Raw genomic sequence first — 24,326 nt, forward strand, 5'->3', positions numbered from 1 at the left:
ACTAAATTAAAATGAAGTATTTGAAAAAGTACTTCATTTTTATATATAATGAATAATGAAGAATGTATTATTACCGGTATTTTATCTACCACCGATCTCATGGTTTTCAGTTTTTTTAGATCCTGAAAATGAAGTGACTTTCGAGCAGTACGAAAGCTTTCCTAAACAGACGTACAGAAACAGAACCAATATTTACGGAGCAAACGGGAAACTTTCTCTCATTATTCCAATCAATCATACCGGAAAAAGAGAGATGAAAGACATCGAAATTTCTTACAGAGAAGATTGGCTGAAGATTCACTGGAAATCAATAAAAAATGTTTACCAAGGATCGGCATATTTTGAGTATTATGAAGATAAGTTTGAAGTGCTCTACGAGAAAAAAGAAAAATTTTTACTGGATTTTAATTTAAAAGGTATCGACATTATCCAGAAAATATTAAAGACAGAAAAGGCACAGTCTTTGAATCATGAATATATCAAAAATCCGTCTGAGATTAATTTTCGTGAAAAATTTTCCACGAAAGTTGAAACAGAATTTCAAATGGAAGAATATTATCAAACATTCACCGATAAATATGGTTTCTTAAAAGATTTGTCAATTTTAGATTTAATTTGTAACAAAGGACCAGAATCTGTGACTTATCTTAAAAATATTAAATAATTCTAGTAAAATGAAGAAAATAGTATTAGCTGCTGTCTTTTTAGCAGGCTTTAGTTATTCTTATGCTCAAGGCGCGGCCGTTGATCCGAAAAATGATAAAGATTTAATGACGTGGTATCATAAAGATTTTGCCACCTCTAAAGTATACGGAGTAAATACCGAAAATGCCTATAAATATCTTGAATCTAAAGGTCTTAAACCTAAAACAGTTGTTGTAGGAGTGCTAGACAGCGGTGTTCAGGTTGATCATCCGGGATTGGTGAAAAATATTTGGTCAAACCCAAATGAAGTTCCGAATAACGGAAAAGATGATGATGGGAATGGCTATATTGATGACGTTCACGGATGGAATTTTATCGGTGGTAAAAATGGAGACATTGGGGTAGATAATATGGAAGTGACGAGGGTTGTTGCTAAATATAAGCCACTTTTCGAGGGCGATGATTCTACTAAAAACAAAGCAAATCAAGCAAAAATGCCTGAAGAATTTGCCATGTATATGAAGTCTAAAGACCTTTTCACTAAAAAGAGTTTAGACGCTAAACAAGGCTATCAACAAGCTAGCATGGTGAATGATGCGGTTCCGGAAATGGTTAAGATGTTAAATGGGAGACCGTTAACTAAAGAAAATCTTGCCAATATAAAACCGACTGAGCAAAAGCAGGCAATTGGTCTTCAAGTATTAAATAATTTGGCACAAAGCCCTGAATTTGCGGGTAAATCTCCTGCGGAAGTAGAGAAAATGCTTAAAGAGGAACTGAAAGGTGCGCTTGATCATTTTAAGCCAATGGCTCAACAGTACGACTTAGCATACGATCCAAGAGCAGAAATTGTAGGAGACAATTACGATGACTATTCTGAAAAAAAATACGGAAATAATCACTATCAAGGTCCTGATGCAGAACACGGAACCCACGTTTCAGGTATCATTGCAGGTTTACCACAAGGTAAAGAAGTGCAATATGGTGTAGCATCAAAGGTGGCAAAGATTATGGTCGTAAGAACTGTTCCTAATGGGGATGAGAGAGATAAAGATGTTGCTAACTCCATTAGATATGCCGTAGATAATGGTGCTAAAGTTTTAAATATGAGCTTTGGTAAACCAGTTTCTCCAGGTAAAAATGTTGTTTGGGATGCATTTAAATATGCACAAGACAAAGGAGTTCTTTTGGTAAAAGCAGCAGGGAATGAAAATGAAGATGTTGCAGAACATTTAGCATATCCTACCAACTTTAAAAATGTGACTGATACGGCTCCGTTCGTAGATAATGTTCTAGTTGTTGGTGCAAGTACCAATAATAATAGTGAGTTGAGAGCAGGTTTCTCAAATTACAATAAGACAATGGTGAATGTTTTCGCGCCTGGACAAGAAATTTATTCTACAGTTCCAAATAATGAGTACAGCTACCAACAGGGAACTTCAATGGCTTCGCCAGTGGTTGCAGGTGCAGCAGCGGTATTATTGGCTTATATGCCAAACCTTACACCTGCGCAAATCATCGAGTCTTTAGTGAAGACAAGTAATGCAAGTACAGAAAACGAGTTTGGAAACAAGTCTCAGGCTGGTGGAGTAATTGATGTTAAAAAAGCAGCAGAATACGCTTTTACTACCTTTTACAATGGGAAATCTACTCAAGTGAAAAAGCCTGCAAAGACAAAAAAAGCTGTTAAAAAATAAGAGTCAATTAATCATTGATGATAAACATTGAAGCCCGATTTTTCGGGCTTTTTTATTTTGCTGTATTTTTGTTTGGCACGGTTTTTTGTACTAACTTTATGAATAATAAACAATCTATGGAATTGAAGGATTTGAAATATTTAATCACCACTTCAAATAATCTCAGAGCATAGACTTGAAAAAATAAAAATCTACAATATGAAAAAGTTAATACTTGCGGGAATGTTGGGAACATCACTTTTTGCAGTGTCTTGTTCCTCCGTAAAAAAAGCCGGAAATGCGCAAAGCAACAAATCTGAATTTCTTAAAATGAAAGGAGATTTCCAGATTGTTAGCATCGACTACGACAAGCAATATAAGATTAAACCATTCGACGAAGGTGCAGATGCACAATGTTTCGTTGGAAGTCACTGGAGATTCATTCCAAATAATTATACAGGTGCTTATACTTTAAACGGTGGTGGAACTTGTCCTTCATTGTCACAACCAATTAAATTTGAAGTAAAAGATGGGAATACTTTTATGTTCAAAAAAATTCAGGAAGGTACAAAAGCAAAACAGAATACAGTAGGTTACACGCTGAATGTTATTAATATGAATACAGATCAGTTTTCATTGGAGCAAAATGTACCGTTTGACGGAAGTACTGTAAGGGTTGTTTACAACTTTGAAAGAACCGCAATGAAATAATTTAATATTTAAAAATAAACAAAATGAAATTTAATAAAACATATATAGGAGCATTTTTCTTATCGTCAGCGCTGTTGCTTACAAGTTGTGAAGCTGTACAGAATTCTAATCACCAGCAGAGAGGAACAGCAGTAGGTGTAGCTTCAGGAGCTGTGATTGGCGGTATTTTAGGAAATAATGTAGGGAAAGGTAAAAATGCAGCTTTAGGCGCCGTTTTAGGTGGAGTAATTGGTGGTGTTGCTGGTAATGTTATTGGAAACAAAATGGATAAACAGGCTAAAGAGATCAAAGAAACTTTACCTGGTGCTGAAGTAGAAAGAGTAGGTGATGGTATCAAAATTACCCTGAATGAAAGTATTGTTACATTTGCATTTAATTCATCAGATCTTACATCTGTAGCTAAAACCAATTTAGATAAACTTACTCAGGTTTTAGTTAATAATCCAGACACAAATATCAATATCTACGGTCATACAGACAGTGTGGGTGCAGATGATTATAATCAGAAACTTTCTGAAAGAAGAGCAGGTTCTGTAAAATCATATCTGATGTCAAAAGGAATTGCATCAAGTAGAATGTTTGCGTTAGGTGAAGGTGAGGCGATGCCTGTAGCTTCTAATGATACAGATGCAGGACGTGCGAAAAACAGAAGAGTAGAGTTTGCAATTACTGCGAACGAAAAAATGATCAACGACGCTCAGAAAGGGCAGTAATCATTAACATATAAATATAATCATAAAGACCGCTTTGGCGGTTTTTTTTGTATTTTTATGCATCAGATTTTTTGCTTTAAATTCACTATTTTTGCAATCGAAATAACATTAATGAAAAAATATCTCAAACTACTTCGCGTAGAACAGTGGGTCAAAAATCTTTTTGTATTTGTTCCTCTATTTTTTTCAGGTAACATCAAAAATATAGATCTACTCAGTAAAAGTATTTTTGCTTTCATCATTTTTTCTTTGGCCGCAAGTATTGTTTATATTTTAAATGATTATAATGATATTGATGCAGACAAACAACATCCGGAGAAGAGAAGGAGACCTTTGGCGAGTGGCGCAATTTCCAAGTCCAGAGCTTTATCAGTTCTCGCAGGTTTGATTATTGTCGATATTATTCTGATCTTTTTTTCACAGTTTTATTTTAATGAGATTCTGTGGAAGTTTGCAACCATCATCGGTGTTTATTTTGTGATGAATCTTGCCTATACTTTCAAATTAAAACACGTTCCTATTATAGATATTTTCATCATTGCAACAGGATTTGTATTGCGGGTCCAGGCCGGAGGTTATATTACAGGGATTTTCATTTCACAGTGGGCAACGTTGCTGACTTTTGTTCTCGCATTGGTTCTAGCAATAGGGAAAAGACGCGGAGAGCTCATCAATGCGCAGGTTTCTGGGAAAACGAGAAAAGCACTGGATGGTTATAATGTTCAGTTTGCAGATATTGCACTTTCTATTTCTGTGACATTGGCAATTATCTGTTATCTGATGTTTACCTTGTCTCCTGAAGTTCAGGAGAAATTTCATGCAAGAGTTTTTTATACTGTTATTTTTGTTGTATTTGCATTTTTGAGATACTTACAGCAGACTCTGGTGTACAACAGAACCGAATCGCCTACGAAAATTGTTTATAGAGACCGATATATTCAAATCACTTTAATTTTGTGGGTTGCTGCATTTTTAATTCAGATTTATTTTAAAAAATGAAATCACGAAGACTGAAAATTATAAAAAATAACCAAAGTTTTGTGGTGATTGCATCTGAGCTAAAAAAAATAAATAATTACAGATGAAGCCAAATTTTAAACAGAAAATTACAAATTGGGGCAATTTTCCTGTAGTGGAAAAAGAAATGAGGTCTGAAGATAGCTTCGAAAAGATAAAAGACTTTGTACTCAATCACAATGAAGTTATTGCAAGAGGAAACGGAAGATGCTATGGTGATGCTTCTTTGGGCGAAAATATATTTTCCTCTAAAAAATTGAACAAATTCATCAGTTTCGACCGTCTTAATGGCATTATTGAATGCGAATCTGGAGTTTTGCTTTCAGAAGTTTTGGAGATTTCTGTTCCTCAAGGTTATTTTTTATACGTAACTCCGGGAACCAAGTTCGTTTCTTTAGGTGGAGCGATTGCATCTGATGTACATGGGAAAAATCATCATGCTGAAGGATGTTTCTCGGAATATATACTTGAATTTAAACTGATGATTGAGAACGGTGACATCATCATTTGTTCCAGAGCTGAGAATACAGAGAAATTCTGGGCAACTATCGGTGGAATGGGACTTACGGGTGTCATTCTTTCAGCAAAATTTAAACTTAAAAATATTGAAACCGCATACATTCGTCAAGAAAGTATAAAAGCCGAAAATATAGACGAAATATTCAGACTTTTTGAAGAGAGTGAAAACTGGACCTATACGGTTGCCTGGATTGACTGCCTTCAACGAGGGAAAAATATCGGAAGAAGTATTTTGATGCGTGGCGAACATGCTTACCGTCATGAATTATCAGCGAATGAGGCTGAAAACCCATTGGTTTTAAAGAAAAAACTCTCTTTAACCGTACCTTTTTATTTTCCTGGATTTGTTTTAAATGCATTTAGTGTAAGATTTTTTAATTTTTTATATTATACAAAGCAATCGAAGAAAGAACTGAAGAATTTTGTTGATTATGAAACATTCTTTTATCCCTTGGATGCAGTAACTGATTGGAATAAGATCTACGGAAAATCAGGATTCATTCAGTATCAAATGGTGATTCCCAAAGAAAAGGGGAAAGAAGGGATGAAAAAGATCTTGGAAACCATTGCCAATAGCGGAAATGGATCTTTTTTAGCAGTTCTAAAGCTGTTTGGAAAAAGCAATCCTCAAGCATACAATTCTTTTCCGTTTGAAGGTTACACATTGGCATTGGATTTTAAAGTAAATTCAAAACTGAAAAAATTAGTTGATAAACTAGATGAGATCGTTCAGGAATTTGGTGGGAGAATTTATCTTACAAAAGACAGCATGAGCAGATCTTGCCTTACAGATTACCTCAAAAATGTTCAAAGCTCAAAATTTGTGTCTTTACAGCACAAAAGAATCCTAAATAATAAGTAGAATGATAGTTTTAGGAAGTACATCTGAAGTGGCGCAGGCTTTTGTAGAAAAGGCATTGCAAAAAGGCGAAAAGTTTGAAAAGATTTATCTTTTTACCTCAAATAAAGAAACAACGGAAAGGTTTGCAAGACATATTGATGTGAAATTTCTACAGCAATCTGAAGTCATCGAGCTTAATCTCATCAAAGAGATCAATTATCAGGATTTTGATTCTATCAATTCAAATCTGTTGTTTTGTGCAATAGGCTTTTTGGGTGAAGGCACGGAAGAAGGTCTTTATGACAACAAAAATACACAGAGAATTATAGATATTAATTATTCAAAATTGGTTCCTGTAATCAATTATTTTGCACAGAAATTTGAAAGCAGAAGATCGGGGACAATCATTGGGCTTTCATCCGTTGCAGGTGACAGAGGAAGACAGAGTAATTTTATTTACGGAAGTGCAAAAGCAGCTTTTACAGCGTATTTGAGTGGACTGAGAAACTATCTTTTTGAGAAGAAAGTTCATGTCCTGACCGTAAAACCTGGATTTATGGCAACTAAAATGACGGAAGGTTTACCATTAAATCCGAAATTAACAGCTACTCCAAAGCAAGCTGCAGAATGTATTTACAAAGCTTTTAAAAAACAAAAGAATGTGGCATACGTTTTACCGGTTTGGGGCGTTATTATGATGATCATCAGAAATATACCTGAGTTTATATTTAAAAAATTAAAGCTTTAGTAGTAAATGAAAAAATTGTATTGTTTTGATTTTGACGGCACTTTGACTTATAAGGATACAATGTTTTTGTATCTTAAATTTTACAATCCATCAAAATTTCGGGTGCAGTTTGTAAAACATGTTCCGCTATTTATTTTATTGAAATTAAAGTTGGCTGAAACTGAAAAAGTGAAAAAAAGCTTCATCGGTTCTATTCTTAAAGGCCAGCTTCAGACGAAGATTGAAGAAAAATCCAGACAATTTTTTGAAGAAAATTATCCGAAAATTGTACGGGAAAATGCACTTGATTTTATTGATAATATAGACAGAGAACATACGGAAAGCTTAATGGTAACGGCTTCTCTTGACATTTGGACAAAACCTTTTGCGGAAAAATTACAGATGAATCTTGTTGCCACCAAAGCGGAATTTAAAAACGGTGTTTTTACGGGGAATTTTATTGGAAAAAACTGCAACGGAAAAGAGAAACTGGAAAGAATAAAAGCAGAAATAAATGACTCAAAATATGATAAAATCATAGCATTCGGAGACACTTCCGGAGACAAGTATATGCTCAAGTGGGCAAATGAAGGACATTATCAATTTTTTCACTAATTTTGAAAGATAATTATTAATTATGAATAAACTTCTTATATTGCTTTTGGCACTCGTTATGAGCTGTACGAATGCTGTGCCAAATAACTCAAAAGATATAAAGGCACAAGGAGAAATTATTGCTTCAGAATCGCAGGGTGGAGGAGACCAGCCAGGTTTCAAAATCATAAAAGATCAGGCAGAACTAAAAAACAGTATTACAGAAAATTTCAGTAAATCTGGTAGAGATCCGGTAATCGATATTCCTGTATTTCAAAATAATAAAAAAGTTGTTTTATACAATTTAGGGACTTTCAACTCGGGAGATCATAAGGTTACTGAAATTAAAAGTATTTCGGTAAAAAATAATGTCTTGTACGTGGAAATTCCACAATATCAGTCGGGAGGTATGGAAATTCAGGTGATGTCAAGTCCTTGGTTTATCTTTTCGGTTCCCTCAAATTATCAGTTCACTTCAGTAGAATTAAAATATTCAAAATAAAAATGAATAAAATATATTTAGATAACGCTGCCACAACACCACTTTCAGAAGAAGTTATTGATGCTATGGTAGAAACCATGAAAATAAATTTTGGAAATCCATCTTCAACACATAGTTTCGGACAGGATGCTAAAATTTTAATTGAAAATGTAAGAAGGCAGATTGCTGATTATCTTCACGTAACTCCTGCAGAGATTATTTTTACCTCTTGCGGTACAGAATCAAACAATATGATTATCAAATCTAGTGTTGAGCATTTAGGTGTTGAAAGAATCATTAGTTCTCCAATGGAGCACAAATGCGTTTCGGAGAGCATTTTAGACATGAAAAATAGAAAGGGTGTTGAAGTTGCTTACATCCGTCCTAATGAAAAGGGAGATATTGATTTAAATAAGCTTGAAGAATTGCTGAAAGCTTCTGATAAAAAGACTTTGGTAAGTTTGATGCATGCCAATAACGAAATCGGAAACATTGTAGATATTAAAAAGATTGCAGAATTATGTAAGGTAAATAATGCATTATTTCATTCTGATACAGTGCAGACAATGGCGCATATGAATTTAGATTTTTCTGAAATTCCTGTAGATTTCGCCTCTTGCAGTGCACATAAATTTCATGGTCCGAAAGGAATTGGTTTTGCTTTCATCAGAAAATCTAGTGGTCTAAAAGGAATTATTACCGGTGGACCTCAGGAAAGAAGTTTAAGAGCAGGTACTGAAAATGTAAGCGGTATTGCAGGTTTGGGTAAAGCTTTGGAACTTTCTCTTGCTAATATGGATGCATACACACAACATATGCAGGATATAAAGCAATATACTATCGATAAAGTTTTAGAAGCCATTCCGGGTGTAAAATTCAACGGAAGAAGTTCCGAGAAAGAGAACAGTCTTTACACGGTAGTAAGTCTATTGCTGCCTTATAAGAATCCTCTGATTGGTTTGCAGCTTGACATGAAAGGAATTGCAGTGTCTCAGGGAAGTGCATGTTCATCAGGTGCTTCAAAACCTTCTATGGTGATGATGATGGTGCTTTCTGAAGATGAAATGGATCATTGCACCCCTTTAAGAGTTTCGTTTAGTCACATGACGACGAAAGCAGATATTGATGTATTTGTGAATGCTCTGACAGAAATCTCTAAAGACTTAATCATAGAAAATACAAATGTTGAGCATAGATAGTCTTATCGCTTAAAAATTGTAATTTTGATCGTAGAAATTAAAATAGAATATTAATAATTAAAAATAAAAAAATGGCTTTAGAAATTACGGATAGCTCGTTTCAGGAAACAGTTTTAAAATCTGATAAACCAGTATTGGTAGACTTTTGGGCAGTATGGTGTGGACCATGCAGAACTTTAGGACCGATCATCGAAGAAGTAGCAGCAGATTTTGAAGGAAAAGCTGTCGTAGGAAAAGTAGATGTAGATAACAATCAAGAAATTTCTATGCAGTACGGGATCAGAAATATCCCTACAGTTCTTATATTCAAGAATGGTGAGGTAGTAGATAAATTGGTAGGTGTTACTCCAAAAGAGATCATCGCTGAGAAATTAAGTGCACACTTGTAAAAAAATCGCTTTGATAATGAATGCTTTCCGTAAAGGGAAGCATTTTTTTTATTAAAATACTTGCGGATTCGCTTAAAAGTTGTATTTTTGCAACCACAATAACAGAAGATAATATCTGAGTTAAAGTAAAAGATCCGGTAGTTCAGCTGGTTAGAATGCCGCCCTGTCACGGCGGAGGTCGCGGGTTCGAGTCCCGTCCGGATCGCAAAAGTTTTTATTCAATTTACTTTTAAAAGAAAATTGATCCGGTAGTTCAGCTGGTTAGAATGCCGCCCTGTCACGGCGGAGGTCGCGGGTTCGAGTCCCGTCCGGATCGCAGAAAGTTTTTATTCAATTTACTTTTAAAAGAAAATTGATCCGGTAGTTCAGCTGGTTAGAATGCCGCCCTGTCACGGCGGAGGTCGCGGGTTCGAGTCCCGTCCGGATCGCAACTGCAATATCAAAGTGGTTCAAATGCTTTAAAACATATGTTTTAAAGCATTTTTTTTATTTTTTCCTGTAGTTGAAGTCTCGGTGCGCTACCGAATCTGACTCGGAGCAACGTTTGAAAAATCTTTTCCATAAGAAACATTCTTGCCACTAGGAAAGTCTTTAAATGAATTAGAATCCTACGAAATAAGCCCGTCAGTTATTTTTAGACGTCAGATATATTGTCAACTAGAGACTAAAGGATTTAGGTTAAATATATTTAGCGTTATCTTGGCAAAATCAAAATATTCAATGATTGTAATAACATAATACAAGAGTACTTAAAGAAATATAGGATGTTGCCGTGGCCATCTATCTTATTCCATTAACATCATTGACTATTAGATGGTACTGCTTAAATATTCACATAGTAGTTGTAAAACAACTTCCTGTTTTTAGCTTAGTAAAACAATTTAGAAACGCTGGAATCATCGTCCTGTTATGTTCTGGGATCGTACGCTATATTCTTTACGGATACACTCGTACACAAAAAAAACAGGATATCTGCCATGGGAATTTTAGCGACTACTATGATAAAATTATAAATTGCTGTAAAGTAGAACTTTTTATTGTACTGTAAAATTTTCAATCTCAATTGAGTACATGGTATACGAAACATTTTTTTGAGATTAAAAGTTTTTAGGTCTGATATTTGTATCTTTAGTACAAACTCAATGACCACTATATATTTATGAAAAAATTATTCTTGAAACAATCATTCTTCTACACTTTGCTATTGATGTTAATACTTACCGGATGTAAGAAAGATAACGAGAAAATAGACGATCAACAAAATACACAAAGCGGAACTTTGTCAGATGACAAAAAATCAGATTCAGTAGCTACGAAAACTGAGATTAAAGAATCAGTGCCTCCCGCAATACAGGAAAATGGTTTTTATAATGCATTTCCAATTCCAAAAGATAAAAAGTTAAGAGATTCCATGTACGCTATTTTTAGTAAAAAATATACTGAAAGAGAGCGTTACACCATTTTAGCTCTCAATAGATTAGATTCGAAAAGCAAATGGAATTCCGACACCTTGATAGTTCCAGCAAAGATTGACACTACCTTAATGGCTTATTCACCCTTTCCAATGCAGCTTGATGTATTGAGCGATGTTAAGAAATTTGTAGTGTTTTCGTATCCTATTCAGGCATACGCAGTATATTCCAACGGAGCCTTAGTGAAATGGGGACCTACAAGCATGGGAAAAAAAAGTGCGCAGACCACCAGAGGATTAATGTTTGCCAACTGGAAAAAGAAATTAGCGATATCAACTGTTAAAAGCGAATGGAAATTGCCTTATAATTTCAATATACACAATACAGGCGGCATTGGATGGCATCAGTATGATCTTCCGGGTTACCCCGCTTCTCACTCATGCCTTAGATTATTGATGAGAGATGCGATTTGGTTATATAATTATGCAGATACATGGATTTTAAACCCTGGAGGAGCAACCAAAAAAGCAAATGGGACGCCTGTTATAGTTTTTGGAGATTATCCTTGGGGAAAGAGAAAGCCTTGGCGGAATCTTCTAAATGATCCTAATGCCAATAATATTTCGGTAGAAGAGATGACCAATTTGATTAAACCTCATGTTGAAAAGATGGTAGCTGAACAAACTAACAGAGAAAAAGTTGCAGATTCTATACAGTCTGCTAAAGCTATGGAAGTAAAAGCTCCGATTGAAGAACCGGAAACTTCCAACTAACTTTTCTTTTCAAACTGAAGGGTAGATTCTTCGGCAAACTTTCTCAGTTTTTTCATCTCATCTTTGGCTTTTACCTGTCCGATTCTTGCCGCACCATAAGTTACGGCGATCAAGAACAGCATGATAAAAGAAGCGTTCAGAGCCCATGGGTATTCAAAGCTTTTAATTTGTTTTTCTACATAATACATAGTAAAAAACGTCATCCAAAGAATGGAAAAGAGGAAGTAAAGAAACATGAAAAATGTCCATACTGAAGAGCTGGGCCCAAAAACTCCTCTGATGACGGTTTGATCGTCTTCAATCTCTGTGCGAAGTGATAACTGGGGTTGCCAATATTGTTCGTATTTCGTTTCTACCCAGATTGTAGCCATTTCTTTGTTAATGTTTCCGGAAAATTCGCCTTTATGTTCTGCTAGATATTTTTTTAAATTCTCGGCATATATCTCTTTACTCAGATGTGTATACATCTTAAATCTTGGGCGGTTTCTTATTTTATCTAAAGTGGTTTCCTCTGTCTGCATATCATTCTTGGTAAGGGATTGGATCTTCTAGTTTAAAACTGAAGGTAAGTTCCTGATTTTTTCTTACAATAAGCATATTAATCGTTTTGTTTTCATCAGATTTCATCATTTCCATAATTTTCTGCAGCGTCATATCTGCCGTTTTTCTTCCGTTAATTGATATCAATTGATCCCCCTTTTTCAGGCCGGCTTTATCAGCTGGAGAGTCCTTTCGTACTCCCGCAATTGAAAATATGGGTTTTAAAACAAATTTATACTGTAAACTGTTATTGATTACTTCAACACCTGTTCCTGCATTGTCTTTCTTTTTACTTTCCAGATTAACTATATCTTTTTCCCACTGCATACCGTCCTGCTGAAAATCTAAACCACTCATATTGAAATGAAAAGGATCGTCGTAGTTGCCGTTTTTCTTTAAATATAATTTTTGGTTGGCGTAATCAAATGCTGTTGTGAAACGTCTTAAAATATCACCCCCAACCGAACCTTTTCTCTCGCCTACTAGACTGACATGCTGGATAGAAAATTCATCAGGCATCGCAGTTAAAGGTTTTTCAAATTTAAAATTACCTAAATAAAAATGATGAATCCTGCTCCTTTTACCATAAATATCTCCATTGAAACCTCTGCCAAGATAATCTTCAATATTTGGGCGATTGTACACAAAATCTTTAATCAAAGTAGGGAAGAGCCAAATAGCATCGCTGTTTCCCAAATCGAGTAAGAGTTTAGAGCTTTTTCTTTCATTAGTCATTTCTACATCAGCAAATACATAAGGTTTATTTCGTTCAACTGAAATAGGAAGTTCATCAAACTTTTTTATTTTTTTTGAGAAAAGTTCTTTGTCTTTATATATTGTAATCTTTTTTGAAGTGTAATCAATAAGTACAGGATGATTTTTAAAGAAATGATAGCCAATAATTCCATTCACCGGAATCCCGACGTGAGATGACAAATTAATGTTTTGGTCAAGAATAATAAAAAGCGTAAAAGATGTATTGACGAAATTTTCTCCTATTTTACCCACATTATGATCAGATTTAAAACCTTCTATGCTCGTACTTCCACCAAGTCCGGAAAATCTCATTTTTTCTAATTTTGAAAGCCTCATTTCTTTATTTTCTAAACTGAAAATAGTGGTTTCAGCAACACCAGTATCCAGTAAAAAGATGAGTTCAGCACCATTTACCGTTATAGGAATGAAAATTAAATTATTAATAAGTTTAAAAGGAACAACCACCTTCTTTGCTTTTTTTATCTCAAAACTATTCTGAGCATTCGCAAAAATGCACACAAAGAAGGTGAGTAAAAACATGAGAAATTTCATGTATTGAAAGTAATGAAATATTTCTTACCGAAATAAAAAAACATTCTCAATTTTTGAGAATGTCTTATTATTATGGATGAAAATTCTTTATTTCGAAAAGAATTCCATTAAATCTATGTAGTTTTTCTGGTTGACACCGTGACCGCTCATATATTCTCTAAAGGTGAAATAACAGCTTAAATCATACAGAAGATCAGCTGCTTTTCGGCCCCATTCCATTGGAATGATTGCATCGTCAGTTCCGTGAGAAACAAAGAAGCGTAGTTTTTCGAGTCTCTTTTTATCTTTTACAATGTCGGTTAGCAATTTTTCTTCAGGATAACTACTCAAGCACGCAACGTAATTGAAAAGATCAGGATATTTTAAAGCTAGACTATAACATAAAATACCACCCTGACTGAATCCACAGAGATGAGTTTTGTTTTCGGTAAGCCCATATTTATTGGTGATAGCCATTATGTTTTCCAAAACACTGTTTAACACTTCTTTTGCCTGATCAATATCTATAAATTGCTCTGGATTATTAAAATCAATATCAAACCAAGAATAACCCTCAAACTGTGTTGCTCTAGGAGCTCTGAAACTTACCAAAATCCAGTCAGCTGGAAGATTGTCTCTGAAACTGAATAAATCCTGCTCATTACTGCCGTAGCCATGAAGCATAAAGAGAATTGGAGTTTTTGCATTGATATTTTCCGGTTCTCTTACGATATAATCTAAATTCATATAATGGGAATCTAATTTAATTATTTAAATCGTTTTACTAAGGAGATTTTTGTTTGCCCCTGAGCGATTTTTAAAGAACAAAGATAGATAATAATGATTTATCCTGATTTTAAAAAGTTTACTTATAAGATTAATTTTTGAGGCATAATTGCCTCAGAATCTTTTGTTGATTTGATATTGTTTGTAAATCTTTATTGGAAATTTTTCATAAAAGTTATTTTTATATTGATAAAAAACCTATATTTGAAACATTAAAAATCTATTCGGAGAAATGAAGCAAATTTACAAATCAAAAAAATTACATAGACTTTCATTTTTAGTAGTCGCATTATTTTCAGTTGTATCTGTTATGAATTCTTGTAAAGAGGATGACGAAGACGAGTTTCAGGATCACCTTGTACAGTTTGAAGTAAAAGCAACGAAAGGAACAGGGTCTGGAGATCCGGTTTTGAAAACGATTGTTACACAAGTTGGAGTAAGTCAGAACACGACATTTGATCCTCCTGGAGTAATTTGGGCAAGTGATGAATTTTTTGTGAATTCTAGTCAGTCTCAACTTAATTTGGACGCTAATGCAGTTTTGCCAAATGCAGATTCTGAATTGATTGTTACTCTGTATGTGGATGGAGTTGTAGCAAAATCAGATACTGCTACAGGATCAGGAACACAGGATGCTTCTATTGATCACAGCTTCTTAGAGCTTTAAAAAATTTAAATAAATAAAAAAAACCGCCGATTGGCGGTTTTTTGTTTTGTATGTAATATGATAATTAAATCGCTTTTACAATGAAATAATTCTTTTTACCTTTTTGAAGGAGCAGGAATTTCCCATCAATCAAATCAGATTCATTAGCAGTATAAACTTCGTTTACTTTTTCTTTATTTACAGAGATTGCATTTCCTTTCAACTCTCTAGTAGCTTCACTTTTAGATTTCAGAAATCCAGATTTTTCAGAAAGTAAATCAACGATATTGATTCCTAGAACTTCAGCTTTAGCGACATCTTTCTGAGGAACACCTTCAAAAATCTCTAAGAAAATTTCTTCATTGAGACCTGCTAAATCTTCAGCTGTTGATTTTCCGAAAAGAATTTTAGTCGCTTTCAGAGCTCTTTCATATTCCTCTCTACCATGAACCCAAACGGTAACCTCTTCAGCCAGTTTCTTTTGTAATTTTCTTTCACCAGGATCTGTTTGATGATCTGCAATTAAATTTTCAATCTCCTCTTTTTCCAAGAAAGTATAGAATTTTATAAATCTCTCTGCGTCAGCATCGGTCGCATTCAGCCAAAACTGGTAAAATTTGTAAGGTGAAGTTTTCTTTTTGTCTAGCCAATAATTTTCTCCACTTTCAGATTTTCCGAATTTCGATCCGTCAGCTTTTGTTATCAATGGAACGGTTAATGCGAACGCTGTTCCTTGCGCTTTTCTACGGATTAATTCTGTTCCTGTAGTGATATTTCCCCACTGATCAGAACCTCCCATCTGAAGTTTTACGTTATTGTTTTGGTATAAATGCAGGAAGTCATATCCCTGAATTAATTGGTAAGTAAATTCTGTAAAACTCATTCCGTCAACACCTGCTTCTCCGGAAAGTCTTTTCTTTACAGAATCTTTAGCCATCATATAATTAACGGTGATGTTTTTTCCCACATTTTTAGCAAAGTCAAGGAACGAAATTTTCTTCATCCAATCATAATTGTTTACCAATTCTGCCTTGTTGGTTTCATTTCCTTCAAAGTTTAAAAATCTAGAAAGTTGGTTTTGAAGACAGTCAACGTAATGCAAAAGGGTCTCTTCATCCAGAAGATTTCTTTCTGCAGATTTCCCAGAAGGATCACCAATCATTCCCGTAGCACCACCTACCAGAGCGATTGGCTTGTGACCGTGCTGTTGAAAGTGAGCCAATATTTTAATCTGAATAAGACTTCCTATATGTAAAGAATCTGCGGTAGGATCGAACCCGATATAGGCAGTGGTCATCTCCTTATTCAGTTGTTCATCAGTTCCGGGCATCATGTCAGAAAAAAGACCTCGCCATTTCAGTTCTTCAATAAAAGAGTTCATTATTTTTTATTTAAAATTTAAGGTGCAAAGATAAGTAAAATATAGAATGTGAAATAAATAGACAGTTTCACGGCTTTATCTAAATTTCTAAAATCCCAAATTCTTGAATTTTTTAATTATTTACTCTTTTAATTTTAATAAATTTGTTAGTAATGAAAGACGAACAATTATTTTCGCTTATCCAGCTGGCAAAGGAGAAAGACCAAAAAGCCCAAACAAAACTCATCAATGTTTTTTGGGTCGATGTTTTTTCTTTTGTGATGAAAAAGGTACATGACGAAAATGATACCGATGAAATTACAGTCAATGTCTTTTCAAAAGTTTTATCTAAATTGGATTTGTATGATCCTCATTTTCAGTTTAAAACTTGGATTCTGACGATTGCTCAAAACACGATTATCGATTTTTGGCGAAGAAAAAGCAGAGAAAATCAGGATCCGACAGGAAATTTAGATGAAGTGAAAAATCACTACGCAAAATCTCCTGAAGAGCTGATGATTTCTGATGAAGAGCAAAAGAAAATCATCAAAACCATCGAGTCTTTAGATGGTAACTATCAGGATATTATTAAATTAAGATTCTTTGAAGAAAAAAGCATTAAAGAAATTGCAGAAGAGTTGGGGATTTCTGTTGCCAACACGAAAGTAAGAGTAATGCGTGCTAAAAAGGTATTAGCTGAGTTGTTGAAAAATAATGATTTTGAGGATAACTAGTTTATAATGGTCTGTGAAATACGTGGAAAAATTAAATTATTATTTCCATCAATTTGCATCGTAGACGCAGTCGATAAAAAATTCCTTAACTTTGAAGTCAATTTTAGAAATAAATGGAGAATTTAGTTCAGGATACTACCGTTCAAAAACCAAAATGGATTCGTGTAAAACTTCCTACCGGAAAAAATTACAGAGAACTCCGCACCTTGGTTGATAAATATAAATTAAATACAATTTGCCAAAGTGGAAGTTGCCCAAATATGGGTGAGTGTTGGGGAGAAGGTACAGCAACTTTCATGATTTTGGGGAATATTTGTACCAGAAGCTGTGGATTTTGTGGGGTGAAAACCGGAAAACCGATGGATGTAAATTGGGATGAACCGGAAAAAGTGGCTCGTTCGATTAAGTTAATGAAAATCAAACACGCAGTTTTAACTTCTGTTGACCGTGACGATTTGAAAGATATGGGTTCAATTCTTTGGGGTGAAACGGTAAATGCCGTAAGAAGAATTTCTCCTGGAACTACAATGGAAACTTTAATTCCTGATTTTCAAGGGTTGACAAAACATCTTGACAGAATGGTAGATGTGGCTCCTGAAGTGATTTCCCATAATATGGAAACGGTAAAACGTTTGACCAGAGAAGTAAGAATTCAGGCGAAATATGAAAGAAGCCTTGAAGTTTTAAGATATTTAAAAGAAGCCGGACAGAACAGAACCAAAACAGGATTGATGCTTGGTTTGGGAGAAAATAAAGATGAGGTTTTCCAGACAATTGAAGATATCAGAAATGCGAATGTAGATGTGATTACAATGGGTCAGTATTTGCAGCCGACGAAAAAACATTTACCCGTGAAAAAATTCATTACTCCTGAAGAATTCGATGAATTCGGGGATTTTGCAAGAAGCTTAGGTTTCAGACACGTAGAAAGTTCCCCTTTGGTAAGAAGTTCTTACCACGCAGAAAAACATATTCATTAAGATATAAATCGCTTCATTTTTGAAGCGATTTTTTTTGAGGACTAAAGCGTTGAAGTAAGATTCCTAATTTATACTTCTAATAGATAATAAATTAGGACTCTAAAACCACCCCATCAAAAATTTCTTTGAAATTTTAGCTACCCCTCCAGAGGAGGGGAAATGTTCGCGTTAGAAATTTAGCCTTCAACTTTATTCAAGTGCTTTTTCTTAAAAGCGGTCGCAGTTTCTCCAATGTGATTTTTAAATAATTTATTGAAATAAGAAAGACTTTCAAAACCTACCTGAAAAGAAACTTCAGAAATACATAGATTCTGCAGCAACAGCATTTTTGCCTGATCAATTCTGTAGTTATTCACAAAATCCGTGAAGGTCATATTAGTCTGCTTTTTAAAATATCTGCAAAAGGCTGGAGTACTCAGACTTACCATTTCGGCAATCACATTGACGTTAGGATTTTTATTATAATTTTCATTGATGTAATCATAAATTGTTCCCATCCTGATTTTATCGTTTAAAAACCATTTTACACGCGTGTCCTCTTTATTGAGTTCTTTTACTTCAGTAGATTGAGAAAGGATTTGCAATACTTCCAGCAAAGCAAGGAGTGATTCAAATGGATTTTTTTGTTTGATAGCATGTAACTTTTTTGCGACTGTTTTTTTCGTTTCTCCAAAAAAAGATAATCCGAGATAGGAGCGATCCAAAAGCTTTTTAATATCATCAAATTCAGGAACAGGAATAATCATTTCTTCTAGAAAATTTTCTTTAAACTGCAAAACAATCTGCTTGTATTCAGTTTTAATTCCATAATCAAAATTAAGATGCGGAACATTTGAACCTACCAAGAGAAGATCACTGTCCATAAAACCAGAGATATCTTTACCTACATGACGAATTCCACTTAACGCTTCTACGTATACCAATTCAATTTCTGGATGATAATGCCAGAAAAAGTGGTGCTTCATAGAGGGTTCGAAAATTTTAAAAGATTTACCATCTTCAAAATCAATGATTTCTTTTTGAATCTTCATCATGTTCTGTTTTGATTATTTATTGATGCAAATTTATTTAAAAATGTCAATACGGAACAATAATCTATCATTTCAGAACAAGTAAAAACCATTTATTCTCTCGAATTTTGCACTTTGAAATTGGAATAGATGTTTGATAAAAGAATTTTGCCTTTGGCAATCGGTGGTTTGGCGATAGGAACCACTGAATTTACGATAATGGGACTTCTTCCCGACATTGCAGAAACGTTGAAGATTACAATTCCTCAAGCGGGGCATTTGATTGCGGCATACGCTTTGGGAGTGGTGATTGGAGCGCCCATTTTAATTGGTTATTCAGTGAAATTTCCACCCAAAAAAGTATTGACAGTCCTTATGGTGATTTTTACCATTTTTAATGCGCTTTCGGCGATTGCTCCTGATTATCATTCAATGCTGATCATCAGATTTATGTCTGGTTTACCTCATGGAGCATTCTTCGGTGTTGGAACTGTGGTTGCATCAAGAATGGCAGGAAAAGGGAAGGAGGCGTTATACATTTCATTAATGTTTACCGGATTGACAGTGGCTAATTTAGCGATGGTTCCTTTGGTTACTTACATTGGCCATGCATTCCATTGGCGTTGGTACTTTGCGATTGTAGGTGTCATTGGAATAGCGACTTTATTGGCTTTAAGACTTTGGCTTCCGGCTATGGAAAAAAAGGAGGACAGCCATTTCCTGGAAGAATTAAAATTCCTGAAAGCCAGACAGTCGTGGTTGGTTTTAATGATAACGGCCATTGGTTTTGGTGGATTATTTACATGGTTTAGTTACATCACTCCGTTGATGACCGTTGTTTCAAAAATTGAAAGCAGTAATATGGCGTATGTGATGATTCTTGCCGGTGGCGGAATGGTCGTTGGTAATTTGGCGGGAGGTTTTCTTTCTGATAAATTAGGTCCTGAAAAAACCTGTGTGCTTTTGTTGTTTTTGATGATGTGTTCGTTATCAGGAGTATTTTTCCTTTCAGAATATCAAAGTATTTCTTTGATTTTAACTTTCATTTGTGGAGCTCTCTCAATGTCAGTTGCATCGCCAATCAATATCATGATGATGAAAGCAGCACCGAAAAGTGAAATGATGGCGGCAGCTTTCATGCAGGCAGCATTTAATATAGCCAATGCAATGGGAGCTTTCTTAGGAGGAATTCCTTTAGAACATGGATTGTCTTATAATTATCCTTCTCTTGTTGGAGTGGGAATGACGATTATTGGTTTAGTGATCAGTATTATTTATTTTTATCTGTACCGATCACCAAATGTTGAAGAAAAAGAAATCATGGCAGAATGTGTAACCTGTGATCAATAAAAAAAGAGAAGCAATTGCTTCTCTTTTTGTTTTCTAATCTTCAACTTCATTCCCATTTTGGCACCAATATAGGGCGTTGTAGAGATTTTCTTTTGGGAAAGATTTAAATTCTCCAGGCATCACAACACTGAAAATGTCGGTGAAATTTTGAACTCCTTCTTTGTCTGTAACAATTGCTGCGCGGTTCCATTTGGTGATGTTTTTTATTCCTAATAATGCATCCTGAAGCCATGCTCCTGCAGTGAAATTTCCTAAATCGGTATCCAGGTACAAAAGATAATTCAGCTCTCCGAATTCTTCTACTTTATTCTTAACATGAGGAATCACCAGGTTTTCGAAGTCTTCTTTGGTGACATCGCCTTTCGCGTTGAAAGCTGCTACATTTTCCGGAGCATCATTAATAATTGATATCATAATTTATATTTTAAATGGTTTGGTGATTTTATTTTATCAATAATTAAACCATAATTATACAACGACCGCGTTTAAGGCTCAGTTCTTGATTACGTTATGAAAAATAATCTATGGACCTGAAATCTAACGAACCTTTCTGGCTTTTAAAAAATGGCCTTGTTTCTTCTTACCCGTCGCTAAAATCTGATAAAGAATGTGATGTTCTTGTTATCGGCGGCGGAATCACAGGAAGTCTCATTGCCCATCAAATGATAAAAGACGGATACCAAACGATTTTAATTGATAAACGTGAAATCTGCAACGGAAGCACCTCGGCCACAACATCAATGCTGCAGTACGAAATAGATACTCCATTGTATGAATTGATTGAAATGATTGGTGAAAAAGGTGCGGTAGAAAGTTATAAAGCCTGTTCAAAATCTATAGATGACCTTGAAAAATTAACCAAAGAAATAAAGTCCCGTTCGGGTTTTAAAAGAAAGCAATCTTTATATTTTGCTTCTAAAAAGAAGGATGCAATTTGGTTAGAGAAAGAATATGAAGTAAGAAGAAAAGCCGGATTCGACGTTACCTGGCTCGGTATTGAAGATATTGAAGAAAAATTTGGATTTCAAAATACTTACGGTGGAATTTTATCTAAACAAGGAGCAAGTATTGATGCCTTTAAATTTGCTCATGAGTTGCTAAGATTTAATGTCAATAAAGGTTTAAAAGTTTTTGATAAAACTGAAATGAAATCTGTGAAATATTTGCGTGATCATAATTTAGCCTTGACAACTGATGGGTTTAATATTAAAGCTAAAAAAATCATTTATTGTGTAGGCTACGAAAGTAAAACAATGATTAAAGAACATTTCGTTGACCTGAAGAGCACATACGCAGTTGTTTCTGAAATCGACAATGATAAATTTAAAAATATAGAACACACGCTTGTTTGGAATACCGATGATCCCTACATCTATATGAGAACAACCGATGATGAACGACTTCTAATTGGGGGCGGTGACGAAGATTTTTCTGATCCTGAGAAACGTGATTCCTTATTAAATAAAAAAGAAAAAGAGATTCTTAAAAATCTGAAAAGGATAAAGCCCGACTATCATTTTTACACTGATTTTGTCTGGGCGGGAACTTTCGGTGAAACAAAAGACGGACTTCCCTACATTGGCGCTCATCAAAATTTTAAAAACTCCTATTTTGTGTTAGGCTTTGGGGGAAATGGGATTACCTTTTCTGTAACCGGAATGGAGATGGCATCGAATTTTATGAAAAATAAAAAACATCAACTATCTGAATATTTCAAATTTGGGAGATAACTACTTTAATATTTGAGCAATTAAATTTGTGTAAATTAAAAAGCTTCCGGGGTTCGGCAAAGCCGAACCCCGGAAACAAATAATAATAAACTACTTACATTCTTTATAGTCCTACGACTGTAAAAAACACACTTATCATTTGGAATAAGATTTTATCCTATTATTCTATATAAATTGTCTTTTTAGGACTTTAAGAGGATATTAAAATTTATTCCTGCATTCTCTCATTAGAAACTATAACCATTTTTCTTTCCGATTTCAAGAATAGATTTCTCGATTGCTTTTCCTAAATCGTCACCTTCAGAATTTCCTCTCTTTTTCATTTCAGAATCAATGTAAGTTTGTCTTTGTTTGGCTAGAATCTCAATTTCTTTTTGAATTTTATCACGGTCGGCAGACTTTTGCGCTACAATTTTATTGATTTCTTCTTTGCTTTTTCCTTTTAATTCAGATGGTAATTCCTCTTCTTTGATTGATGAAATATAACCTTTGTCGTTTCCAACTCTGTCCACCAAATCCCAATGATCATTTCTGTACGCATTTTTCTTAGATTTGCTTACCGCACGTTCTACAGCATTAGACGCCGACTGCATTTCAGCATTAGAATCTTGCGCAGTCTGTTTGCTTTTCATTTCAGAACCACGGCTTCCGTAAGAAATATAGGTGTCATTCAGTTTAGAATTAAATTGAGAAATTTTCACGTCATAAGGCGTTTCAATGTAAATTACTTTTCGGTCACTATCTATGTTGAAAAATTTTCCATCACCGAGACTCGCTCCGTTTTGCCAAAAGGTTTCAATTCCTTCATTTCTGCTTCCACAAAAAATGGTATTAGTGTAAATGTTTTTCGCTTTCGCTTTTGCGATCACATCTTTGTAACTGATTTTTCCTTGATTAAACGGCTCATTTCCTGCAATATAAATCAGCTTCATACTTTTTTCATTTCCATCCCAATTGAGATTCGTTGAAGCATCACGGATCACAGCACCGCAGTATTCGCTTCCACCGTTAGTTCTGAGAGCAAAAAGTTTTTCCGAAACGAGATCCAAATCCTGGGTAAGTGGAGTGACTTGTCTGATGTAATTTTCATCTTTTAAACCATCATTTCCATATTCGTACAATGCAATTTCTATTTGCGGAGCTTGTCCGTTGTACTTTAAAGTGGTTAAAGTATTCACGATATTCCAAAGTCTTGATTTTGCCTGATCGATAAGTCCATCCATACTGTTTGAGGTATCCAAAAGCAATGCGACCTGAATTTTATTATCCTTTGAAACGGTAATCTTTGGCTCAACAGAAAAATTACTTTCCACTACTTTTCTTTCGTTTGCCTGGTTGCTAAAAAAGGTTTCTGATAGATTTTTAGCACTTAAAAAAGCTGCTGTACCTATTGCGAATGTTAAGATTTTAAAAGTTGTCATGATTTTATTATTTAAAGAATTTCATATCTTGTTTTGATGCTGAATTTCAGCTTAATGTTTTCGATGTTGTCAAAAGCAAAATCAACACTTTGGTCGGCTGCTTCCAGCTGTACGTTGGCCATTTTGCTTCTGTAGGCTACCGGCATTACAGAGTCGCTCATGTAGTCTTCAATTTCAGTGATTTCCAAAGGTGATCCCGTCTTTTTTCCGATGCTTTCCAAAAGATAATCTGCTTTTTCTTTGGCCGCTTTCAATGCATTAATCTTAACAGTTTTCCTGAAATCAGCAATTTTTGTGTTTTTAATTTCTGCTATATTCAGATTACTTACCCATTTTTGATTTAGGTCCTCAAAAAGCTTACTTACATTGGTTTTTGCATTCACTTTAAACTGAAAACTCTTGGTGAACTTCGTCGTTTTTGAATATAAATTCTGATACATCGATTTGAATTTGATGTCTTCATTTTTCACTCCATTGGTTTTCAGAGTTTCAAATAAAAGCTTTTCGTTTTCTGCCAATTGATTTTTGTTGTCGGCTTTTATTCCGATGTTGAAGATGATTTCATCGGGTTCAACTTCCATTTCAGCAACTCCCGTTACTTCAATTGCGTTTTTTTTGATTTCCTGCGCATTCACAAAACTTCCTGCTGCCAAGATTCCTACTAATAAAAGGTGTTTCAATTTCATAATTTATTATTTTAAATTTCTAAAGTAAAATTACCATGAATCTCAGCTGAAATTCTGCAGACTTGGTGAACTGAGGTTTTCACTTGGTAAAGGTTTTAC

Annotated in this window: 25 protein-coding genes and 3 tRNA genes; 20 read left to right on the forward strand and 8 right to left on the reverse strand. The window is 34.6% G+C overall.

Annotated elements, in window-relative coordinates; translation table 11 throughout:
* The first annotated feature begins 55 nt into the window (after positions 1 to 55).
* From AR685_RS12145 to AR685_RS12215, 15 genes are all read left to right on the forward strand, one after another.
* A complete protein-coding gene (locus tag AR685_RS12145) occupies positions 56 to 664 on the forward strand; it encodes a WbqC family protein (protein WP_047445591.1) in 609 nt (202 codons plus the stop codon).
* 10 nt (positions 665 to 674) lie between these two features.
* Positions 675 to 2,342, forward strand: a complete 1,668-nt coding sequence (locus tag AR685_RS12150) for a S8 family serine peptidase (RefSeq protein ID WP_059124734.1) — start codon at positions 675 to 677, stop codon at positions 2,340 to 2,342.
* Positions 2,343 to 2,540: 198 nt separating this feature from the next.
* Positions 2,541 to 3,032: a lipocalin family protein gene (locus AR685_RS12155; protein ID WP_059124735.1), complete on the forward strand. Its 492-nt coding sequence runs from the start codon at positions 2,541 to 2,543 to the stop codon at positions 3,030 to 3,032.
* Positions 3,033 to 3,055: 23 nt separating this feature from the next.
* The gene (locus AR685_RS12160; RefSeq protein WP_059124736.1) at positions 3,056 to 3,745 is read left to right on the forward strand and encodes an OmpA family protein; all 690 of its coding nucleotides are present in this window, start codon (positions 3,056 to 3,058) and stop codon (positions 3,743 to 3,745) included.
* 111 nt (positions 3,746 to 3,856) lie between these two features.
* On the forward strand, positions 3,857 to 4,744 hold the full coding sequence (locus AR685_RS12165; RefSeq protein WP_047445599.1) for a decaprenyl-phosphate phosphoribosyltransferase: 888 nt from the start codon (positions 3,857 to 3,859) through the stop codon (positions 4,742 to 4,744).
* Between the two features lie 82 nt (positions 4,745 to 4,826).
* A complete protein-coding gene (locus AR685_RS12170; protein WP_047445602.1) occupies positions 4,827 to 6,143 on the forward strand; it encodes an FAD-dependent oxidoreductase in 1,317 nt (438 codons plus the stop codon).
* Between the two features lies 1 nt (position 6,144).
* On the forward strand, positions 6,145 to 6,870 hold the full coding sequence (locus tag AR685_RS12175) for an SDR family NAD(P)-dependent oxidoreductase (RefSeq protein ID WP_059124737.1): 726 nt from the start codon (positions 6,145 to 6,147) through the stop codon (positions 6,868 to 6,870).
* A 6-nt stretch (positions 6,871 to 6,876) separates the two neighbouring features.
* Positions 6,877 to 7,464, forward strand: coding sequence for an HAD-IB family hydrolase (locus tag AR685_RS12180; protein ID WP_059124738.1), 588 nt, complete (start codon positions 6,877 to 6,879; stop codon positions 7,462 to 7,464).
* A gap of 22 nt (positions 7,465 to 7,486) precedes the next feature.
* A complete protein-coding gene (locus AR685_RS12185; RefSeq protein ID WP_059124739.1) occupies positions 7,487 to 7,945 on the forward strand; it encodes a hypothetical protein in 459 nt (152 codons plus the stop codon).
* Positions 7,946 to 7,947: 2 nt separating this feature from the next.
* A complete protein-coding gene (locus AR685_RS12190) occupies positions 7,948 to 9,123 on the forward strand; it encodes a cysteine desulfurase family protein (RefSeq protein ID WP_059124740.1) in 1,176 nt (391 codons plus the stop codon).
* Positions 9,124 to 9,194: 71 nt separating this feature from the next.
* The gene (gene trxA / locus AR685_RS12195) at positions 9,195 to 9,512 is read left to right on the forward strand and encodes a thioredoxin (RefSeq protein WP_047445614.1); all 318 of its coding nucleotides are present in this window, start codon (positions 9,195 to 9,197) and stop codon (positions 9,510 to 9,512) included.
* A gap of 131 nt (positions 9,513 to 9,643) precedes the next feature.
* A tRNA-Asp gene (locus AR685_RS12200) sits at positions 9,644 to 9,717 on the forward strand.
* A 37-nt stretch (positions 9,718 to 9,754) separates the two neighbouring features.
* Positions 9,755 to 9,828: transfer RNA gene (locus AR685_RS12205), tRNA-Asp, on the forward strand.
* Between the two features lie 38 nt (positions 9,829 to 9,866).
* Positions 9,867 to 9,940: transfer RNA gene (locus tag AR685_RS12210), tRNA-Asp, on the forward strand.
* A gap of 731 nt (positions 9,941 to 10,671) precedes the next feature.
* On the forward strand, positions 10,672 to 11,697 hold the full coding sequence (locus tag AR685_RS12215) for a L,D-transpeptidase (RefSeq protein ID WP_059124741.1): 1,026 nt from the start codon (positions 10,672 to 10,674) through the stop codon (positions 11,695 to 11,697).
* On the opposite strand, the gene AR685_RS12220 is transcribed toward AR685_RS12215, so the two are convergent.
* From AR685_RS12220 to AR685_RS12230, 3 genes are all read right to left on the reverse strand, one after another.
* Positions 11,694 to 12,218, reverse strand: coding sequence for a hypothetical protein (locus AR685_RS12220; protein ID WP_059124742.1), 525 nt, complete (start codon positions 12,216 to 12,218; stop codon positions 11,694 to 11,696). The two genes, AR685_RS12215 and AR685_RS12220, sit on opposite strands and share 4 nt — an antisense overlap.
* 1 nt (position 12,219) lies before the next feature.
* Positions 12,220 to 13,533, reverse strand: a complete 1,314-nt coding sequence (locus AR685_RS12225) for a PDZ domain-containing protein (RefSeq protein ID WP_228376435.1) — start codon at positions 13,531 to 13,533, stop codon at positions 12,220 to 12,222.
* 99 nt (positions 13,534 to 13,632) lie between these two features.
* Positions 13,633 to 14,271 carry an alpha/beta hydrolase gene (locus AR685_RS12230; protein WP_047445619.1) on the reverse strand — a complete coding sequence of 213 codons (639 nt, stop codon included), beginning with the start codon at positions 14,269 to 14,271 and terminating at the stop codon, positions 13,633 to 13,635.
* A gap of 271 nt (positions 14,272 to 14,542) precedes the next feature.
* On the opposite strand from AR685_RS12230, the gene AR685_RS12235 reads away from it, so the two are divergent.
* Positions 14,543 to 14,977, forward strand: a complete 435-nt coding sequence (locus AR685_RS12235; protein WP_047445621.1) for a hypothetical protein — start codon at positions 14,543 to 14,545, stop codon at positions 14,975 to 14,977.
* Positions 14,978 to 15,041: 64 nt separating this feature from the next.
* Here the strand turns inward: AR685_RS12235 and tyrS are convergent, their stop codons facing one another.
* Complete coding sequence (gene tyrS / locus AR685_RS12240) at positions 15,042 to 16,337, reverse strand: tyrosine--tRNA ligase (RefSeq protein ID WP_047445623.1); 1,296 nt, start codon at positions 16,335 to 16,337, stop codon at positions 15,042 to 15,044.
* 152 nt (positions 16,338 to 16,489) lie between these two features.
* Between tyrS and AR685_RS12245 the strand changes: the two genes are divergently transcribed.
* Positions 16,490 to 17,050 carry an RNA polymerase sigma factor gene (locus AR685_RS12245; protein ID WP_047445625.1) on the forward strand — a complete coding sequence of 187 codons (561 nt, stop codon included), beginning with the start codon at positions 16,490 to 16,492 and terminating at the stop codon, positions 17,048 to 17,050.
* A 113-nt stretch (positions 17,051 to 17,163) separates the two neighbouring features.
* Positions 17,164 to 18,030: a lipoyl synthase gene (lipA, locus tag AR685_RS12250; RefSeq protein ID WP_047445627.1), complete on the forward strand. Its 867-nt coding sequence runs from the start codon at positions 17,164 to 17,166 to the stop codon at positions 18,028 to 18,030.
* Positions 18,031 to 18,206: 176 nt separating this feature from the next.
* On the opposite strand, the gene AR685_RS12255 is transcribed toward lipA, so the two are convergent.
* The gene (locus tag AR685_RS12255; RefSeq protein WP_228376436.1) at positions 18,207 to 19,064 is read right to left on the reverse strand and encodes an AraC family transcriptional regulator; all 858 of its coding nucleotides are present in this window, start codon (positions 19,062 to 19,064) and stop codon (positions 18,207 to 18,209) included.
* A gap of 126 nt (positions 19,065 to 19,190) precedes the next feature.
* On the opposite strand from AR685_RS12255, the gene AR685_RS12260 reads away from it, so the two are divergent.
* Complete coding sequence (locus tag AR685_RS12260) at positions 19,191 to 20,390, forward strand: MFS transporter (protein ID WP_059124744.1); 1,200 nt, start codon at positions 19,191 to 19,193, stop codon at positions 20,388 to 20,390.
* 33 nt (positions 20,391 to 20,423) lie between these two features.
* On the opposite strand, the gene AR685_RS12265 is transcribed toward AR685_RS12260, so the two are convergent.
* On the reverse strand, positions 20,424 to 20,804 hold the full coding sequence (locus tag AR685_RS12265; protein WP_059124745.1) for an STAS/SEC14 domain-containing protein: 381 nt from the start codon (positions 20,802 to 20,804) through the stop codon (positions 20,424 to 20,426).
* Positions 20,805 to 20,914: 110 nt separating this feature from the next.
* On the opposite strand from AR685_RS12265, the gene AR685_RS12270 reads away from it, so the two are divergent.
* Entirely contained in the window at positions 20,915 to 22,120 is a 1,206-nt protein-coding gene (locus AR685_RS12270) for an NAD(P)/FAD-dependent oxidoreductase (protein ID WP_059124746.1), read from the forward strand.
* 227 nt (positions 22,121 to 22,347) lie between these two features.
* Here AR685_RS12270 and AR685_RS12275 read toward each other — a convergent pair whose 3' ends face one another.
* Together AR685_RS12275 and AR685_RS12280 are read right to left on the reverse strand one after the other, a co-directional pair.
* The gene (locus AR685_RS12275; protein ID WP_059124747.1) at positions 22,348 to 23,541 is read right to left on the reverse strand and encodes a vWA domain-containing protein; all 1,194 of its coding nucleotides are present in this window, start codon (positions 23,539 to 23,541) and stop codon (positions 22,348 to 22,350) included.
* Positions 23,542 to 23,552: 11 nt separating this feature from the next.
* A complete protein-coding gene (locus AR685_RS12280; protein WP_059124748.1) occupies positions 23,553 to 24,227 on the reverse strand; it encodes an SIMPL domain-containing protein in 675 nt (224 codons plus the stop codon).
* Positions 24,228 to 24,326: the final 99 nt, after the last annotated feature.

It is taken from the genome of Chryseobacterium sp. JAH (genome assembly GCF_001507335.1).
Lineage (GTDB): Bacteria > Bacteroidota > Bacteroidia > Flavobacteriales > Weeksellaceae > Chryseobacterium.